This is a genomic window from Pseudomonas sp. SP16.1 (genome assembly GCF_052682975.1).
This window is the reverse complement of sequence record NZ_JBQYFZ010000001.1, coordinates 3,126,545-3,142,263: the sequence shown is the minus strand read 5'-3', so window position 1 is coordinate 3,142,263 and position 15,719 is coordinate 3,126,545. Positions and strand designations below refer to the sequence as shown.

Sequence of the window (15,719 nt, the reverse complement as noted above, 5' to 3'; positions counted from 1 at the left end):
AGCAATGCGCGAGAGTCTATCCGAGGCGCCGCTGGCGCAGCTGGCTTCGCTGGCCGGGCTGAGCGTCGAGACGCTGAACAGCCGCTGCTTCTGCATCAGTCTCGATGACGAGGCGCTGCGCACCGCGCTGGAAAGCAACCTGGGCCGGCCGGAGCTGTACCGCCTGCTGCGCGAGCGCTGTCCCTACCTGTTCGCCGCCCAGCCGGTGTTCGTCGCCCCCGCTCAGCTGCAGCGCATGGCCGCGGTGATCGCCGCCATCGAGGCGGTGGTGGCGCTGCCGGCCTACCGCGAGCGGGTGCTGGCGCGGGCGCCGGCCATCGCCCGGCACGATCCCGGCGCGCGGGGCGTGTTCTTCGGCTACGACTTCCATGTCACCGAGACCGGCTTCGGTCTGATCGAGATCAACAGCAACGCCGGCGGCGCCATGCTCAACGCGCTGCTGGCGCGTGCGCAGCGCGCCTGCTGCCCGGCCCTGGAACGCCTGCTGCCGCCGGCGCGCCAGGCAGAGGCGCTGGAGCAGGCGATCATCGCCATGTTCCGCGAGGAATGGACCCTGGCCGGGCAGTCGCGCCCGCTGCGCAGCATCGCGATAGTCGACCAAGCGCCCGAGCAGCAGTACCTCTATCCGGAGTTCCTGCTGTTCCAGCAACTGTTTCAACGCCATGGTCTGCAGGCGGTGATCAGTGACCCGGGCGACCTGCAGCTGCGCGATGGCCAGCTGTGGCACGGCGAGCAGGCCATCGACCTGGTCTACAACCGGCTGACCGACTTCGCCCTGCAGGCGCCGGAGCTTGGCACCTTGCGCCAGGCCTATCTGGACGGCGCGGTGCTGCTCACCCCGCATCCGCGCGCCCATGCGCTGTACGCCGACAAGCACAACCTGGCACTGCTCGGCGACGCCCGCGAGCTGCAACGGCTCGGCGTGCCACCGGCCACCTGCGCCCTGCTGCAGGCGGCGATCCCGGCCACCGAGGCGGTGGGTCCGGGCAACGCCGAGCGCCTGTGGCGCCAGCGCAAGCAGCTGTTCTTCAAGCCCTGCGCGGGCTATGGCAGCCGCGCTGCCTACCGCGGCGACAAGCTGACCCAGCGGGTCTGGCAGGAGATCCTGGCCGGCGACTACGTGGCCCAGGCCCTGGTGCTGCCGGGGCAGCGCGCACTGTCGGAGGCGGCGCCGGCGCTCAAGTACGATCTGCGCGCCTACGTCTACCAGGGCCAGGTGCAGTGGCTGGCGGCGCGCCTGTACCAGGGCCAGACCACCAACTTCCGCACCCCCGGCGGCGGCTTCGCGCCGGTCTACCCGGGGGCCGCCGAGGGCTGTAGCTGATCAGACCGGCCGGTGTCGCGGCAGCCCCAGCGAGATCAGCGCGGCGGCCAGCACGAAGGCGCTCGACACCCACAGGCAGGCCGCCAGGCCCCAGCTCTGGAACACCCAGCCGGAGAGCAGGGTGCCGAGCAACCGGCCGAGGGCGTTGGACATGTAGTAGAAGCCGACGTCCAGCGACACGCCGTCTTCCTGGGCGTAGCTGACGATCAGGTAGCTGTGCAGCGAGGAGTTGACCGCGAACAGCACGCCGAACGCCAGCAGGCCGCCGAGCAGCACGGCCTGCGCCGGTAGCGCGCTGCCCAGGCCGAGGGCGATGGCCGCCGGCAGGCCGGCCAGCAGTGCGGCCCAGACGAAAGCGGCGCGGCCGTCCGGCACCTGGCCGCTGCGCTTGCCGGTGATCGCCGGGGCCAGGCTCTGGACGATGCCATAGCCGATGATCCAGACGGCGAGGAAGCCGCCGACCCACCAGAAGTCCCAGCCGAACACAGTGGCCAGGTACACCGGCAGGGCCACCACGAACCACACGTCGCGCGCGCCGAACAGAAACAGGCGGGCGGCCGAGAGGATATTGATCGCCCGGCTCTTGGACAGCAGGTCGCGGAACTTGGGTTTGGCCTTGGCCTTGCCCAGGTCCTTCTTCAGCAGCGCCAGGCTGGCCAGCCAGATGGCGCCGAGCGCCAGGGCCATGGCCAGCACCGCGCCGGCGAAGCCGAGCAGGCTGAGCAGGGCGCCGCCGAGGAAGAAGCCGACGCCCTTGAGTGCGTTCTTCGAGCCGGTCAGGCGCGCGACCCAGGCGTACAGGGTGGCCTGTTGCTCGCCGGGCACCAAGAGCTTGATCGAGCTCTTGGCGCTCATCTTGTTGAGATCCTTGGCGATGCCCGACAGCGCCTGCGCGCCCATCACCCAGGATACCGTGAGCATGGCCGCCGGCACGCTGAGCATCAGCAGGGCCAGCACCTGCAGCGCCAGGCCCAGGTTCATGGTGCGGTTCAGGCCGATGCGCGCACCCAGCCAGCCGCCCACCAGGTTGGTGACCACGCCGAATATCTCGTAGAACAGAAACAGCGCGGCGATCTGCAGCGGCGTGTAGCCCAGGCTGTGGAAATGCAGCACCACCAGCATGCGCAGCGCGCCGTCGGTGAGGGTGAAGGCCCAGTAGTTGCCGGTGACCAGCAGGTACTGGCGCACTTCGGGGGCCAGGCGGGACAGAGCGTGCATGGAAGAATCCTGTCTATCAACGGCATGGGCCGTAGGGTGGATGGCGCTTTATCCATCCACCAAATCAAGGCGGATGAAAAAGGCGTCATCCACCCTACGGATCAGTCGGCCTGGCCGACGATCCGCGCCAGCTCCACCGCGCGGTTGGCGTAGCCCCATTCGTTGTCGTACCAGGCGTAGATCTTCACCTGGGTGCCAGCCACCACCAGGGTCGACAACGCGTCGACGATGGAGGAGCGCGGATCGCTGCGGTAGTCGATGGACACCAGCGGGCGTTCCTCGTAACCGAGGAGGCCCTTGAGCGGCCCTTCGGCGGCGGCCTTGAGCAGTGCGTTGACCTCCTCGGCGGTGGTGGCACGCTCGACCTCGAACACGCAGTCGGTCAGCGAGGCGTTGGCCAGCGGCACGCGCACCGCGTGGCCGTTGAGCTTGCCGCGCAGCTCGGGGAAGATCTCGGCGATCGCCGTGGCCGAGCCGGTGGTGGTGGGGATCAGGCTCATGCCGGAGGCGCGCGCCCGGCGCAGGTCCTTGTGCGGCGTGTCGAGGATGCTCTGGGTATTGGTCAGGTCGTGGATGGTGGTGATCGAGCCGTGACGGATGCCCAGTGCCTCGTGGATCACCTTGACCACCGGCGCCAGGCAGTTGGTGGTGCAGGAGGCGGCGGTGACGATGCGGTGCCGCGCCGGGTCGAACAGCTGCTGGTTGACCCCCATCACCACGTTGAGCGCACCGGCCTGCTTGACCGGCGCGCAGACCACCACGCGCTTCACGCCCTGGTCCAGATAAGCCTGCAGCACCTCGACCGTCTTCATCTTGCCGCTGGCCTCGAGCACCAGGTCGCAGCCGCTCCAGTCGGTGTCGGCGATGGCCTTGTTGGCCGTCACCTGGATGCGCCGGCCGCCCACCACCACGCAGTCGCCGTCGCTGCCCGCCTCGTGCTGCCAGCGGCCGTGCACCGAGTCGAAATTCAGCAGGTGGGCGTGGGTGGCGGCGTCGCCGGCCGGGTCGTTGATCCGTACGAACTCGAGTTCCGGCCAGTCCCAGGCGGCGCGCAGGGCCAGGCGGCCGATGCGGCCGAATCCGTTGATACCGACTTTGATGCTCATGTGTTGGTCTCCGCTGGGGTCAGTGAGTGGCGTCGAACTGGTTGATCCAGTCGACGTGCGCCGGGTGTTGGATGGCCTTGGGGCGCAGCGCCTGGACCAGGGCGATGGCCTCGCTGCGCGCTACGCCGGCCTCGATCAGCAGGCGCGCGGCGATCAGCCCGGTGCGTCCGGAGCCACCCTTGCAGTGCAGGGCCAGGCGCTGCCCGGCGCGCAGGCGTGCCAGGATGGCGGCGCTGGACTGCTGCCAGGCCGCGGCGAAGTCGTCCAGTGGCAGCTGTTCGTCGGCCACCGGCAGGTGGAACCAGGCCAGGCCCAGGGCCTGGCAGCGCGCGTCGACGGCCTCGACCGCATTGGCGGCCAGTTCGCTGTGCGGCATCAGGCTGATCACCGCGCTGGCGCCGGCCTGCTGCAGGGTAGCCAGGGCCTCGTCGAGCGAGCAGCCCCGGGTGCCGGGGCAGGGGGTGAAGATCAGCTGGCCGGCGCAGCCGGGAATGCTCAGCAGGTCGTAGGGATGGCTCATGCAGGCTTCCTTTATTCAGATGGCGCGCTGGTTGACCCGCGCGGACAGTTGTTCGGCGGATTCCTTGCGCTCGGAGTAGCGGTCGACCAGGTAGTCGGTGCGCTCGCGCAGCAGCAGGGTGAACTTGACCAGTTCCTCCATCACGTCCACCAGGCGGTCGTAGTAGGACGAGGCTTTCATCCGCCCCTGCCCGTCGAATTCGAGGAAGGCCTTGGGCACCGAGGACTGGTTGGGGATGGTGAACATGCGCATCCAGCGCCCGAGCACGCGCAGCTGGTTGACCACGTTGAATGACTGCGAGCCGCCGCACACCTGCATCACCGCCAGGGTCTTGCCCTGGGTCGGGCGCACCGCGCCCATGGCCAGCGGCACCCAGTCGATCTGCGCCTTGAACACCGCGGTCATCGCCCCGTGACGCTCCGGCGAGCACCACACCTGGCCTTCCGACCACTGCATCAGCTCGCGCAGCTCCTGCACCTTGGGGTGGCTGTCCGGCGCGTCGTCCGGCAGCGGCAGGCCGGCGGGGTGGAAGATGCGCGTCTCGGCGCCGAAGCGCTGGAGCAGGCGCGCGGCTTCCTCGGTCAGCAGGCGGCTGAACGAGCGCTCGCGGTTGGAGCCGTACAGCAGCAGGATGCGCGGCTTGTGGGCAAACTGCCGGGCGACGCCGAGACGCTCGGCGCTGGGTAGTTCGGCCAGGTCGGCATCGAGTTGGGGGAGGTCGGGGGTGGTCATGCGGATTTCCTGTAGCGAGGGAGTCAGCAGCACACGGCGATGCGTTGCGGGCGCTCGCCCATGGCGGCCAGGCGCCTGCTGTCCGGGCTCAGCCAGTGGCGGTTGGCCGCCAGCGTGGCGTCGAGCACGGCGATCACCCAGTCCGGCAGGTGCGGGTGCAGGCGGTAGTAGACCCACTGGCCCTGGCGGCGGTCGGCCAGCAGGCCGCAGCTGCGCAGTTGCGCCAGGTGGCGCGAGACCTTTGGCTGGCTTTCGCCGAGGGCGCAGGTCAGCTCGCAGACGCACAGCTCCTCCTCGCGGGCGATCAGCAGCATCAGGCGCACCCGGGTGTCGTCGGCCAGGCACTTGAAGACGGTGGTGGGGGTGAGCAGTTCGGCCATGTCGGCGTCCGCGGCAGTATGGATGTGCGTCGATAATATTTGTTTATTCGTATATGTAAAGTCACCAATCGCCTGCAGGTTGTGCCGCTAATTTAGGGGAGTGCTCGGCGGCTGGTGGATTTTCCTGCCAGGAGATATTCGTCAATCCGTATTTAAGCGGATGCATCCTGTACGTCTCGCCCATGTCGCGACGACCGCGTTTCACGGGACGGAGTGCAGGTCACCGGCAGCGCCGTACGCGGCCCCCTGCGTTGGGCACCGGCGGAAAAAAAGAGCGGCCGAGGCCGCCCGAATTTCCCTGGAGGGGATGGGGAGTGGGGGCGCTCAGGGCGCCCCCGCCGTGGAGTCGGCGAGCGGGTAGTGACGACGGCGCCAGGCCTGCACCTCGCCGGCGGCGCGCAGGCGCTGGGCGATCTGTTCCAGGGTGGCGGCGATCGGCTTCTCGCCCTTGAGCATGGCGCCCAGGCGCGAGGCGAACAGCACCCAGAAGCGCTTCATCTCCGGGATGTCCGGCATGATCTCGCCGCTGGCGGCGGACTCGTAGGTGTGTTCGATCAGCGGGTCGTGGCGCAGCTGGGCCATGACCTCGAGGTTAGCCACCGCCCCCAGCGGCTTGTCGGCGTTGAGGCTGCGCAGGCCCTCGGCGCTGCTCAGGTAGTCCTCGACAAAGCGTCGGGCCTGCGCCTTGTGCGGGCTGTTGGCGTTGATCGCTGCGGCGAGGATGCCGACGAAGGGCCGGCCTTGGCGCGTTTCGTCGATGCCCGGCACGTGGCCGACGGCGAAGTCGAGGCCGGCGTCGCGCAGCTCGTTCCACACCCAGGGACCGTTGACGATCATGGCGATGCGGCCCTGCTTGAAGCCGTCCAGGGCGCTGGCGTAATCGTCGCCGGGCTCCAGCACCCCTTGATCGAGCAGTTGCTTGAGCGCCTCCACGCCGGCGATGGCGCCGGGGGTGGCGACGCCGACATCGGCCAGGTCGTAGATGCCGCCCTGCTTGCGCAGGCTGTAGCCGCCGGCGCCGGCGATGATCGGCCAGGAGAAGTACAGGTTGTTGTAGTCCCAGGCGATGGCGCGCTTGCCCTGGGCGCGCAGGCGCCTGTCCAGCGTGGCGACTTCGGCGAGGGTGCGCGGTGGGCTGGCCAGCAGGCTGCGGTTGTAGATCAGGCTGACCACCTCGGTGGCCAGGGGGTAGCCGAAACGCTGCGCGCCCACGGTCAGCGCTTCCCAGGCGAAGCCGGGGGCGCGCTGCAGGGCTTCTGCGCTGGGCTGCACCGGCGCGAGCAGGCCGTTGTTGATCCAGGAACCGAAGCGGTCGTGGGCGAAGATGACGATATCCGGACCCTTGGCGGTGGCGGCGAGCCTGTCGTACTGGCCGGGCAGGTCATCCGGGGTGGCGACCTTGACCGGCATGCCGCTGTCGGCGGTGTAGCGCTGGCCGATCTCGGCGAGGCCGTTGAAGCCCTTGTCCTGGCCGATCCAGACGGTCAGCACGTTCTTCTCGAAGGCCAGAGCTGGCCAGGGGGTGGTGCACAGCAGAATCAGTGTCGCGAGCCTTATTGTTGTTCTCATCTCGACCTCTGGTTGGGCGGTCGGTCGTCAAGCCTGCCCGCCTCTGTAGGAGCCGCGCCCCGCGGCGAATGCGCGGGACGGCAACCCGGAGCCAGCACAGCTTCGCCCCGGGGCGGGGTTCCTACGGCTGCGGCGGTGGCGCCGGCCAGGTCACCCCGGGACGATCGTTTCAGCGGATCTGGATACGTTCGAGCAGATAGGCCTTGGCGCTGTCGTCGCCGACCCGCGCGGCCTCGTCGGCCAGGCGCAGGGCACGTTCGAGGTCCTTGCTGGCGAGGGAGGCGTCGATGGCCTGGCGGTAGTAGGCCTGGGTCTCGGGCAGTACCGCCGGGGCCGGCACGCTGGGCAGCTGGTTGCCCATCTCGCGGCCGATGCTGAACGGCGGCACGTAGCTGTTGGCCTGCTGGCCGGCGACCTTGTCCTCAATCAGCACCATCTTGATCACACCCACCGGCGCATGCTTGGCCACCGGGTCGGGGATGTTCGGCGCCTCGTTACCGAGGGCACGGGCATAGGCCTTGGCCGGGTGTTCGATGACGGTCCGGCCGCGCATCTGCGCCTCGCTGGTGTAGAGCACCAGGTAATGTTCGTTGCCCGGGTTGTCCGGGTACAGGCGGTCGACGCGCAGGCGCGCGTCCAGGCTGTCGCCCTTGAGGCCGGACGCCGGGGCGTAGACGAAATCCTCGGCGCCGAGCAGGCGGGTGACGCGGAACTGGCTGTCGAGCAGCATGGCGTTGGGCGCCAGCACCGTGTCGCCGGCCTGGCTGTACAGGCGGATCTCGAACGACTTGCTGGCAGCTGGCAGCTGGAAGGCGCGGAAATAGCTCTTGCCGCTGTCGAAGGCGAAGGCGGGCGCGCCAGTGTCGATGCGCACCTCGCCGCTGAAGTTCACCGGGATCGGCTGGTAGGGCAGCTCGCGCAGCGAGGTGCAGCAGGACGGGGCGGCGGCCAGGGCCTGTTCGGCGTTGCCGGCCGAGGTCTGCAGGGGGGCGGGGCTGGCGCTCAGGGCGTCGATGCGCCGCAGCGGTTCGCTGGCGCAGCCGGTCAATAGCAGGGTGAGCAGCGCGAGGCTGGCGATCTTGAACGGTGGCATGGGTTATTCCTCTTATTAGTCTGGAAGTCGCGCAGCGACGCCCTCCTTGATGCCCTTCTCCCCCTGGGAGAAGGTGGCGCGAAGCGCCGGATGAGGGCAGCGGGCACGCTTGGTAAAAGGCCCCGGCCTATTGCAGAACCGGGGCAAGGACCACAGGAGCAGCGTTACGGAATTTGCCAGTCATCCGGATGCAACGGATGACTGAGCGCTTACCACCAGGCTTCGGCCTGGACGCCAAAGGTGAGGCCGTCGTCGTCGCCGGCATCGATGGATTCGCTGGCGGCGTTGTACTTGCCGCCGTCCCACATGGCGTAGGTGGCGAACACGCGGATCTGCGGGCGTGCCCAGAAGCTGCGGCCGGCCGACCATTGCTGGGCCAGGGTGATCTTCTTCAGATCGCGGGATTCCTCGCCATCGGCCTGCGGGTCGATATGGTCGTAGCCGAACTCCAGCGCGGTGCTCATGGTGTTGCTCCACTTGTACACCGGGCGCACGCCGAACGACGCCCAGGTCTGCCCGGAGTCGTTGTCGAAGTCCTTATCTTCGTAGATCTGCACGTACATCATCTCGATGTCGTCGGTCAGGCCGACCACGCCCTGGTTGACCAGGCGGAACATCTTGCCGTCGCTGTTGCCGGTGCTGTTGCGCCCGGTGCTGCCGATGATGCCGTCGGTGCCGTACTGCAGGGCGAGCTTGTTGAAGCCGCCGAACCAGTTGCCCTGGATGTGTTGCGCGGTGAGCAGATGACCCTTCTGGTCGGTGTAGCCGGGATCGTCCTTCTGCTCCTCGGTGAGGTTGGCCTTGCCGTAGTCGTAGCCGAATTCCAGCTTGCCGTCGGTGTTGAAGTCGATATCGGTCAGGCGCAGGTCGAGGGTGTCGTTGGCCACGTTGGTGCCAGTGCCGGTGCCGTTGTAGACCCACTCGCCATCGGTGTTGCGCATCCAGGCCACGTGCGCCTTGGCGAAGCCCAGGTCGATGTCCTCGATGCCGGCGCCGGGGCCGGAAACGTCCCAGTAGTAGTAGTCGTTGATGTGCACGTCGTTGCGCTTGTAGTAGCGCTTGCCGGCCCACAGGGTGGCGCCGGGCAGGGCGGGCAGGAAGTTCTTGGCCTGCACGTTGAACTGGCGGATCGAGCTGGTGCCGTTGGCGTAGGGGTTGCCGTCGCTGTCGGTGGCTTCCCAGTCGTTCGCCTGATCCGACTTGTAGGCGATCATGCTGTCGATATAGAAGCTTTGATCGCCTTCCTTCCACGCCTCGTGACCGAGACCGATCTCGGCATAGGTCTCGCACTCGTTGCCGAGGCGATACTTGGCCGGCGCGCCGGCGGCCTGGAAGCAGGCCTGGTCGCCGCCGCCGGCGGTGGCGCCGATGCCGGAGCGCATGTAGCCATGGAAGTCCACGGCCAGGGCCGGGGTGGCCAGCAGCATGGCGGCGAACAGGGCGCTGGGACGCAGCAGCTGGGCGGGTTGCTTGGTGTTCATCGTGGGTCCTTCTTTCTTGTTGGATTCGGTGTCGGACTGACTGGGCGCGACAGGGCAGGCAGTCGGCCCGGTGGCGCTGCGGGCAAGAGTCGGGCAAGGCAAGGCGCCACCACATCCTCCCCGGGGCGCTTTTTTCGAGGCGGAGCGGCAGGGCGTAGCGAAGCGGCGGGGGGTATGGCGGGCAGGCGGAATTTCTACGCCTGTGCCCTACGCCTGCAGAAAGTGCGCGGGGGAGGTTTGGTGGTGCGGCCAGGCGCGGCAGGCTGCCGTGATCGGGTCGCCCGCGCGGTGCTCCGATCAGTCCATCCGGGGGCTTTCCCCCGTAGTCGGATGCTCACAACAATGACAAGAACGGAGCTTCAAGATGAACCGATACCTGCGAATGGCCGGCCTGGTGCTGGCCATGGCCCCGCTCGCCTACCCCTGGGGCAACCTGGTCAGGGCGGCGGACGCGCCGGGCAAGAGCGCCAGCGGCGTGCGCTACCACGGCGGTGACGAAATCATCCTCCAGGGCTTTCACTGGAACACGGTGCGTACCACCTCCAGCAACTGGTACGCGACCCTGTCCAGCATGGCGCCGACCCTGGCCGCCGATGGTTTCAGCGCGATCTGGATGCCGGTGCCCTGGCGCGACTTCTCCAGCTGGAGCGACCCCAACAACGGCACCTCGGGCGGCGGCGAAGGCTACTTCTGGCACGACTTCAACAAGAACGGCCGCTACGGCAGCGACAGCCTGCTCAAGCAGGCCGCCAATGCGCTGAACGCCGCCGGGGTCAAGCCGATCTACGACGTGGTGCCCAACCACATGAACCGCGGCTATCCGGACAAGGAAATCAACCTGCCGGCCGGCCAGGGGCTGTGGCGCCACGACTGCAATGACCCGGGCAACTACGCCAACGACTGCGACGACGGCGACCGCTTCATGGGCGGCGACGCCGACCTCAATACCGGCCACCCGCAGAACCAGGCGATGTTCCGCGACGAGTTCGCCAACCTGCGCAGCCAGTACGGCGCCGGCGGTTTTCGCTTCGACTTCGTCCGCGGCTATGCCGGCGAGCGGGTCGACGGCTGGATGAGCGATGCCCACGACAACGGCTTCTGCCTCGGCGAGCTGTGGAAGGCGCCGGGCGAATACCCGAGCTGGGACTGGCGCAACGGCGCCAGCTGGCAGCAGATCCTCAAGGACTGGTCGGATCGGGCCAAGTGCACCATCTTCGACTTCGCCCTCAAGGAGCGCATGCAGAACGGCGGCATAGCCGACTGGCGCCACGGCCTCAACGGCAATCCCGATGCGCGCTGGCGCGAGGTGGCGGTGACCTTCGTCGACAACCACGACACCGGCTACTCGCCCGGCCCCAACGGTGGCCAGCACCACTGGCCGCTGCCGGATCATCGCCTCAAGCAGGCCTACGCCTACATCCTCAGCAGCCCCGGCACGCCGGTGGTGTACTGGCCGCACATGTACGACTGGGGCCATGGCGACTTCATCCGCCAGCTGATCCAGATTCGCCGCGCGGCCGGGGTCAAGGCCGCCTCGGCGATCCAGTTCCATGAGGGCTTCTCCGGCCTGGTGGCGACGGTCAGCGGCAGCCAGCAGCAGCTGCTGATCGCCCTGGACTCCAACCTGTCCTCGCCCGGCCAGGTGGCCAGCGGCGACTTCACCCAGGCGCTCAACGCCGACAACGGTGCGATCCGTATCTGGCGCAGCGGCCAGGGTGACGATGAAGAGCAGGGCGACCTGGTCAGCGTCAACTTCCGCTGCGACAACGGCGTGACCCAGTGGGGCGACAGCGTCTATGCGGTGGGTAACGTCGCCCAGCTGGGCAACTGGAGCGCGGCCAGCGCGGTGCGCCTGAGCGACACCAGCGCCTACCCGACCTGGAAGGGCAGCATCGCCCTGCCGGCCGGCCAGCAGGTGGAGTGGAAATGCATCATCCGTAACGAGAGCGACCCGACCCAGGTCAAGACCTGGCAGCCGGGAGGCAACAATAGCCTGACGGTTACGGCCGGGGCCACCACCAGCGGCGGCTTCTGAGTCTGCCGGGCCGCCGCGCCGTTCCCGGCGGCCCGGTCTCTATCGACAGGAGAGATCGATGTTGTCCCCTCTTGTAAACCGGCTGACCGCCTTCAAGGTCGGCTTCCTGCCGCGGCTGTACCTGCTGATCGCGGCGCTGGCCCTGCTGCTGGTGCTGCTCGGCGGCAGCAGCCTGAGCGCCATCGGCGAGCTGCAGGGCTCGGGCGAACGCATCGCCCACAGCGCCGCGCGGCTGCAGGCCAGCCAGAGCTTCTTCAGTGCCCTGCAGGGCCTGACCCAGAACCTGTCCGATGCCCTCGGCGCCGAACGCGCCGAGGAGCTCGAGGCCTTCGCCACCGCGCATGGGCAGCATGCCGAACGGGTCGACGCCCGCCTGGACGTCATGCGGACCCTGGGGAACGGCGCCGAACAGGCCGAGCTGGTGCGGCTGGGGCAGTTGCTGCCGCAGCTGGACGCGCAGAGCCGCGAGCTGCTGGAGGCGCAGCGCCAGGTGCTGGCGCGGGTCGAGCGCACCGCGGTGACGCTGCGCAACCTGCAGCTGCAACTGTCGCGCTTCAAGCAGGACCTGCTCAGGGTGCAGGCGGTCACCAAGGACGACTACGTCGCCTACTCGCTCAAGCAGTTCATCATTCCGCTGGAGCAGGTCGAGGCACTGGTCTTCGACGCGGTCGGCAGCGCCTCGCCGCAGCGCCTGCAGCAGGCCGAGGCCAAGGTCAGGGAACGCCTGCCCAATCTACATGACAAGCTGGGGCGGGTGCTGGACGACCTACTGCCCCACCAGGACAGTCGCACCGACTATGTGCATACCTATCGGGGTGAGTTCGCCGAGATCGAGCGCAACCTGCTGCTCGACGGCCAGGGCGCGCTGGCCCAGTACGCCGGCTGGCTCGCCGACAAGCAGGCTAACCAGGAGCGCAAGCGCCAGCTGCAGGCGTTGCAGGCGCAGGTGGGCGAGCAGGTCGGGCAACTGATCGAGGCGAGCGAGCGCGACGCCCGGGCGCAGCTCGAACAGGCGCGCCTGACCTATCGGCGCGGCTTCGATCGCCTGCTGTGGCTGGCCGCGCTGTCGCTCGGCATCGCCCTGAGCATGGGCGTTTGGCTCAGCCGCACCATGCGCCGGGCGCTGGGCGCGGTGTCCGGCGCGCTGAACCGGTTGGCCGAGGGCGATCTGCGCGGCCGCTGCGATTACCAGCGGGAAGACGAGTTCGGCCGGGTCGCGGCGGACGTCAATCGGGTCGCCGGCAACCTGCGCGACGCCTTGGCGCAGCTGGGCCGCGCCGCCGACCAGCAGGACGCCATCGCCCGTGGCAATGCCGATTCCTGCGCCGACGCGCGCCAGGGCCTGGATCGGCAGCGCTCGAGCATCGGCGCGCTGGCCGCCAGCCTGACCCAGATGGAATCGAGCTTCGCCGAGGTGGCGGTGCATGCCGAGCAGACCGCGCGGCGGGTCGACAGCGTCGGCGCCAGCGTCGACAGCGGCAGCCAGATCATGGCCGGCACCATCCGCAGCACCCAGGCGCTGGCGCAGCAACTGCAGGGCAGCGTGGCCGAGATCGCCGAGGTCGAGGCCGGCGGGCAGCGCATCGGCCAGATCCTCGCGGTGATCCGCAGCATCGCCGAGCAGACCAACCTGCTGGCCCTCAACGCGGCCATCGAGGCGGCGCGTGCCGGCGAGCAGGGCCGCGGCTTCGCCGTGGTCGCCGACGAGGTGCGCAGCCTGGCCTTGCGCACGGCCAGCTCCACCGGCGAGATCCAGTCGCATATCGACGGTCTGCTGCAGGGCATCCAGGCGGCGGTACAGTCGCTGGAGCTGAGCCGCCAGCACATGCAGGCCAACCTGGCCCAGGTCGGCGAGGCCGATCAGGCGATGCAGCGGATCCACGAGCAGGTCGGCGCCATCGCCGGCATGTCGCGGCAGATCAGCCAGGCCACCGCCCAGCAGCGCCTGGCCGCCGAAGATGTGACGCGCAGCATGCACGACATCCACGCGGTGGCCGAGGACAACATGCAGCGCATCGTCGGTATCACCGAGAGCAGCGAGCGCCAGGCGGCCATGGTGGCCGAGCAGCAGGCGCTGTGCGCCCGCTACCTGACCTGAGCGATCGGTGCCTGCTGCGCGAAGGCGTGTATCCGGCGGATTGGGGCGGTGCCGTGGACAAGGATAAGGGCGGGTTCGGTGACTGACCGCGCAAGCCGCGGTGCGCACGGTGCACCCTACGAAATGCAGCAGCGTGCCGAGCGTGGCGGTCCCGGTAGGCGGCGCTGCGCGCACCGGAGGCTATCCTGTACAGGCAATCAGCGCCAGGAGACAGGGAATGTCCGACTACCACCGCGCCCGGGAGCAGGGCGCCTGCTATTTCCTCACCCAGGTCAGCCACCAGCGCCGGCCGCTGCTCACCGAGGCGCCGCTGCGCGCGGCCTTGCGCGGGGCCATCGAGCAGGTGCGCCAGCGTTATCCCTTTGCCATTCACGGCTGGGTGCTGCTGCCCGATCACCTGCACTGCCTGTGGCAACTGCCACCGGGCGATGCCGACTTTGCCCTGCGCTGGTCGATGATCAAGCGCCTGACCAGCCAGGCCCTGCCGCAAGCCGATGGTGTCAGCCTGAGCCGGCGTCTGCGCCGCGAGGCGGGGCTGTGGCAAAGGCGCTTCTGGGAACACCGCATCCGCGACGAGCAGGACCTCAGTAGGCACCTGGATTACCTGCACTGGAATCCGGTGCGCCATGGCCTGGTGCGGCAGGTGGCGGATTGGCCCTGGTCGAGCTTCCACCGCCTGGTGCGCGAAGGCGTGTACCCGGCGGATTGGGGAGGGGTGGCGGAGGATGAGGGGGCGTTCGGCGAGTGACCGCGCAAGCTCGGTGCGCACGGCGCACCCGATGGTGCTGATACGCCGATATGTAGGTCTGCGGATATGGTGCGGCGAGCCCTAGGGTGCGCCGTGCGCACCAGGGATAAACGCCGATCTGCCAGGCCGGCGCCTATTCCCGATCCGGTCGGGTTGTCGCCGCTGGATGGGGTATGCAGAAAGAGCCACCGAGGCCGCGGTGCGCCGCGGCGCACCCTAAGAGCACGGCAGGCTTTTGTAGGGGGCGCGCGGGGCCGCCTAGGTTGTGCGCACCAACCCTCTGCCTATTCACCAACCTGCCACTCATGCGCCTGCTGCAGCGCCTGTTCCAGCTCGGCGCGCCAGGCGTCCGGGGTGCGCCCGGCGAGCAGTTCCAGGCGCTGCAGCTGGGCGCCGCACTCGTGCAGGCATTGCTGCAGCCAGTCGATGCGCTGCAGGGTCAGCGGCGTGCAGGTCTGGCCGCCGAGGTCGTCCTCCAGATCGCTCAGGTGCGAGCGCCAGGCCTCGCGCAGGTACAGGCCCTCCAGGCCGCCGTCCAGCGCCGTGCGCCATTGGCCGATGATGCCGCCCAGCCAGCCCAGCACCGAGCCGCTGGCGCCGCGCTTGATCAGCTGGCTGCGCAGGCGCTGGTAGCACTCCAGGGCGATGCGCTTTTCCAGCTCCAGTGCGGCCAGGGCGGCGCTCTGCCCGCATTCGCGCTCCAGGCGCAGCAGGTGGGCGTAGTAGCAGCGCGTCTCGAAGCGCTCGGCGCCGTGGTGCTGCGGGGTCAGCAGGCCGTTGCTGTTGCACGCGCGCAGCGGGTCGAAGCGGTACATGTAGCCGAAGTCGAACAGGCGGATGCGGCCGTCGTCGAGCAGGTTGCCGGGGCACAGGTCCCACTCGAAGAAGCCCAGCTGGAGCAGCGCCAGCAGGCTGTCGAACAGCTGCAGCAGGCGCCGCTCGTCCCATTCGTCTATCGCCTTGCCGGCGATCCAGGGCGATAGCAGCAGGCCGTGGCGGTAGCTGGCGTAGCGAGTCTCGACGATGCCGGCCAGGGGGGCGTGCCAGTCCGCCTGGCGCTTGAGCGCCTGCAGTTCGCTGCGGCGCTGCACTTCGTTGAGAAAGGAGGTCTGGCCGTCGGGGTTCTGCACCTTGCACGGGTTGCGTGCGCGCTTGAGTGTCCATAGCTGGCCCCCCGCCTCGATCTGGTAGACCTCGGCGGTCAGTCCTCCGGCGAAATGGCGGCGTACCCAGGGGCTGCCCGGGCCGGTGGCCAGCAATTGGTCGAGGGGCAGCGGGCAGTCGGCGAGCGAGCCCACTTCGAGTTCGGCGCGGCTGGAGGCGAAGGCCAGCTGGCTTTGGCGGCGTTGCTGTTCTGGAGTCATGGCGGTACCGGGCAGGGCAGGTGGTGCGCGCGACCTACCCTGCGAACGTCG

General features: G+C 68.8%; 13 protein-coding genes and 1 pseudogene. 5 read left to right on the top strand and 9 right to left on the bottom strand.

The annotated features are described in order from the left end of the window. Window positions 1–4: 4 nt before the first annotated feature. Window positions 5–1,324 (top strand): hypothetical protein, encoded by a 1,320-nt coding sequence (locus tag ACUTAF_RS14980; protein ID WP_445580695.1) that lies wholly within the window; start codon window positions 5–7, stop codon window positions 1,322–1,324. Here the strand turns inward: ACUTAF_RS14980 and arsJ are convergent, their stop codons facing one another. The 8 genes from arsJ to ACUTAF_RS14940 form a co-directional block, all read right to left on the bottom strand. Then, window positions 1,325–2,542: an organoarsenical effux MFS transporter ArsJ gene (gene arsJ, locus ACUTAF_RS14975; RefSeq protein ID WP_445580694.1), complete on the bottom strand. Its 1,218-nt coding sequence runs from the start codon at window positions 2,540–2,542 to the stop codon at window positions 1,325–1,327. A 101-nt stretch (window positions 2,543–2,643) separates the two neighbouring features. After that, complete coding sequence (locus tag ACUTAF_RS14970; RefSeq protein ID WP_445580693.1) at window positions 2,644–3,648, bottom strand: ArsJ-associated glyceraldehyde-3-phosphate dehydrogenase; 1,005 nt, start codon at window positions 3,646–3,648, stop codon at window positions 2,644–2,646. A gap of 19 nt (window positions 3,649–3,667) precedes the next feature. After that, window positions 3,668–4,168: a phosphatase domain-containing putative toxin gene (locus ACUTAF_RS14965; protein WP_445580692.1), complete on the bottom strand. Its 501-nt coding sequence runs from the start codon at window positions 4,166–4,168 to the stop codon at window positions 3,668–3,670. A gap of 15 nt (window positions 4,169–4,183) precedes the next feature. Beyond that, complete coding sequence (arsH, locus tag ACUTAF_RS14960) at window positions 4,184–4,900, bottom strand: arsenical resistance protein ArsH (protein ID WP_445580691.1); 717 nt, start codon at window positions 4,898–4,900, stop codon at window positions 4,184–4,186. Between the two features lie 23 nt (window positions 4,901–4,923). Continuing rightward, window positions 4,924–5,280 carry a metalloregulator ArsR/SmtB family transcription factor gene (locus ACUTAF_RS14955; protein ID WP_445580690.1) on the bottom strand — a complete coding sequence of 119 codons (357 nt, stop codon included), beginning with the start codon at window positions 5,278–5,280 and terminating at the stop codon, window positions 4,924–4,926. A 324-nt stretch (window positions 5,281–5,604) separates the two neighbouring features. After that, a complete protein-coding gene (gene malE, locus ACUTAF_RS14950; protein ID WP_397496496.1) occupies window positions 5,605–6,849 on the bottom strand; it encodes a maltose/maltodextrin ABC transporter substrate-binding protein MalE in 1,245 nt (414 codons plus the stop codon). Window positions 6,850–7,018: 169 nt separating this feature from the next. Then, window positions 7,019–7,942: a MalM family protein gene (locus tag ACUTAF_RS14945; RefSeq protein ID WP_445580689.1), complete on the bottom strand. Its 924-nt coding sequence runs from the start codon at window positions 7,940–7,942 to the stop codon at window positions 7,019–7,021. A gap of 209 nt (window positions 7,943–8,151) precedes the next feature. Continuing rightward, window positions 8,152–9,423: a maltoporin gene (locus ACUTAF_RS14940; RefSeq protein ID WP_397496498.1), complete on the bottom strand. Its 1,272-nt coding sequence runs from the start codon at window positions 9,421–9,423 to the stop codon at window positions 8,152–8,154. 364 nt (window positions 9,424–9,787) lie between these two features. Here ACUTAF_RS14940 and ACUTAF_RS14935 point away from each other — a divergent pair, with 364 nt between their 5' ends. The 4 genes and pseudogenes from ACUTAF_RS14935 to ACUTAF_RS14920 all read left to right on the top strand — a co-directional run bounded on the left by ACUTAF_RS14935 (window position 9,788) and on the right by ACUTAF_RS14920 (window position 14,304). Continuing rightward, a complete protein-coding gene (locus tag ACUTAF_RS14935; RefSeq protein WP_445580688.1) occupies window positions 9,788–11,458 on the top strand; it encodes a glucan 1,4-alpha-maltotetraohydrolase domain-containing protein in 1,671 nt (556 codons plus the stop codon). Between the two features lie 58 nt (window positions 11,459–11,516). Next, a pseudogene (locus ACUTAF_RS14930) lies at window positions 11,517–12,701 on the top strand (HAMP domain-containing protein); the annotation flags it as partial. Between the two features lie 150 nt (window positions 12,702–12,851). Continuing rightward, a complete protein-coding gene (locus ACUTAF_RS14925) occupies window positions 12,852–13,556 on the top strand; it encodes a methyl-accepting chemotaxis protein (RefSeq protein ID WP_445582456.1) in 705 nt (234 codons plus the stop codon). A 217-nt stretch (window positions 13,557–13,773) separates the two neighbouring features. Beyond that, window positions 13,774–14,304, top strand: a complete 531-nt coding sequence (locus tag ACUTAF_RS14920; RefSeq protein WP_445580687.1) for an REP-associated tyrosine transposase — start codon at window positions 13,774–13,776, stop codon at window positions 14,302–14,304. A 284-nt stretch (window positions 14,305–14,588) separates the two neighbouring features. Here ACUTAF_RS14920 and ACUTAF_RS14915 read toward each other — a convergent pair whose 3' ends face one another. Beyond that, window positions 14,589–15,668, bottom strand: a complete 1,080-nt coding sequence (locus tag ACUTAF_RS14915) for a protein kinase family protein (protein ID WP_445580686.1) — start codon at window positions 15,666–15,668, stop codon at window positions 14,589–14,591. Between the last annotated feature and the right edge of the window lie 51 nt (window positions 15,669–15,719).

Excerpts from the sequence above, each read along its gene's own strand:
- ACUTAF_RS14945 (WP_445580689.1), bottom strand. The coding sequence starts at position 7,942 with ATGCCACCGTTCAAGATCGCCAGCCTCGCGCTGCTCACCCTGCTATTG.
- ACUTAF_RS14920 (WP_445580687.1), top strand. The coding sequence starts at position 13,774 with ATGTCCGACTACCACCGCGCCCGGGAGCAGGGCGCCTGCTATTTCCTC.
- ACUTAF_RS14925 (WP_445582456.1), top strand. The coding sequence starts at position 12,852 with ATGGAATCGAGCTTCGCCGAGGTGGCGGTGCATGCCGAGCAGACCGCG.
- arsJ (WP_445580694.1), bottom strand. The coding sequence starts at position 2,542 with ATGCACGCTCTGTCCCGCCTGGCCCCCGAAGTGCGCCAGTACCTGCTG.
- ACUTAF_RS14970 (WP_445580693.1), bottom strand. The coding sequence starts at position 3,648 with ATGAGCATCAAAGTCGGTATCAACGGATTCGGCCGCATCGGCCGCCTG.
- ACUTAF_RS14965 (WP_445580692.1), bottom strand. The coding sequence starts at position 4,168 with ATGAGCCATCCCTACGACCTGCTGAGCATTCCCGGCTGCGCCGGCCAG.
- malE (WP_397496496.1), bottom strand. The coding sequence starts at position 6,849 with ATGAGAACAACAATAAGGCTCGCGACACTGATTCTGCTGTGCACCACC.
- ACUTAF_RS14940 (WP_397496498.1), bottom strand. The coding sequence starts at position 9,423 with ATGAACACCAAGCAACCCGCCCAGCTGCTGCGTCCCAGCGCCCTGTTC.
- ACUTAF_RS14935 (WP_445580688.1), top strand. The coding sequence starts at position 9,788 with ATGAACCGATACCTGCGAATGGCCGGCCTGGTGCTGGCCATGGCCCCG.
- ACUTAF_RS14915 (WP_445580686.1), bottom strand. The coding sequence starts at position 15,668 with ATGACTCCAGAACAGCAACGCCGCCAAAGCCAGCTGGCCTTCGCCTCC.
- ACUTAF_RS14955 (WP_445580690.1), bottom strand. The coding sequence starts at position 5,280 with ATGGCCGAACTGCTCACCCCCACCACCGTCTTCAAGTGCCTGGCCGAC.
- ACUTAF_RS14980 (WP_445580695.1), top strand. The coding sequence starts at position 5 with ATGCGCGAGAGTCTATCCGAGGCGCCGCTGGCGCAGCTGGCTTCGCTG.
- arsH (WP_445580691.1), bottom strand. The coding sequence starts at position 4,900 with ATGACCACCCCCGACCTCCCCCAACTCGATGCCGACCTGGCCGAACTA.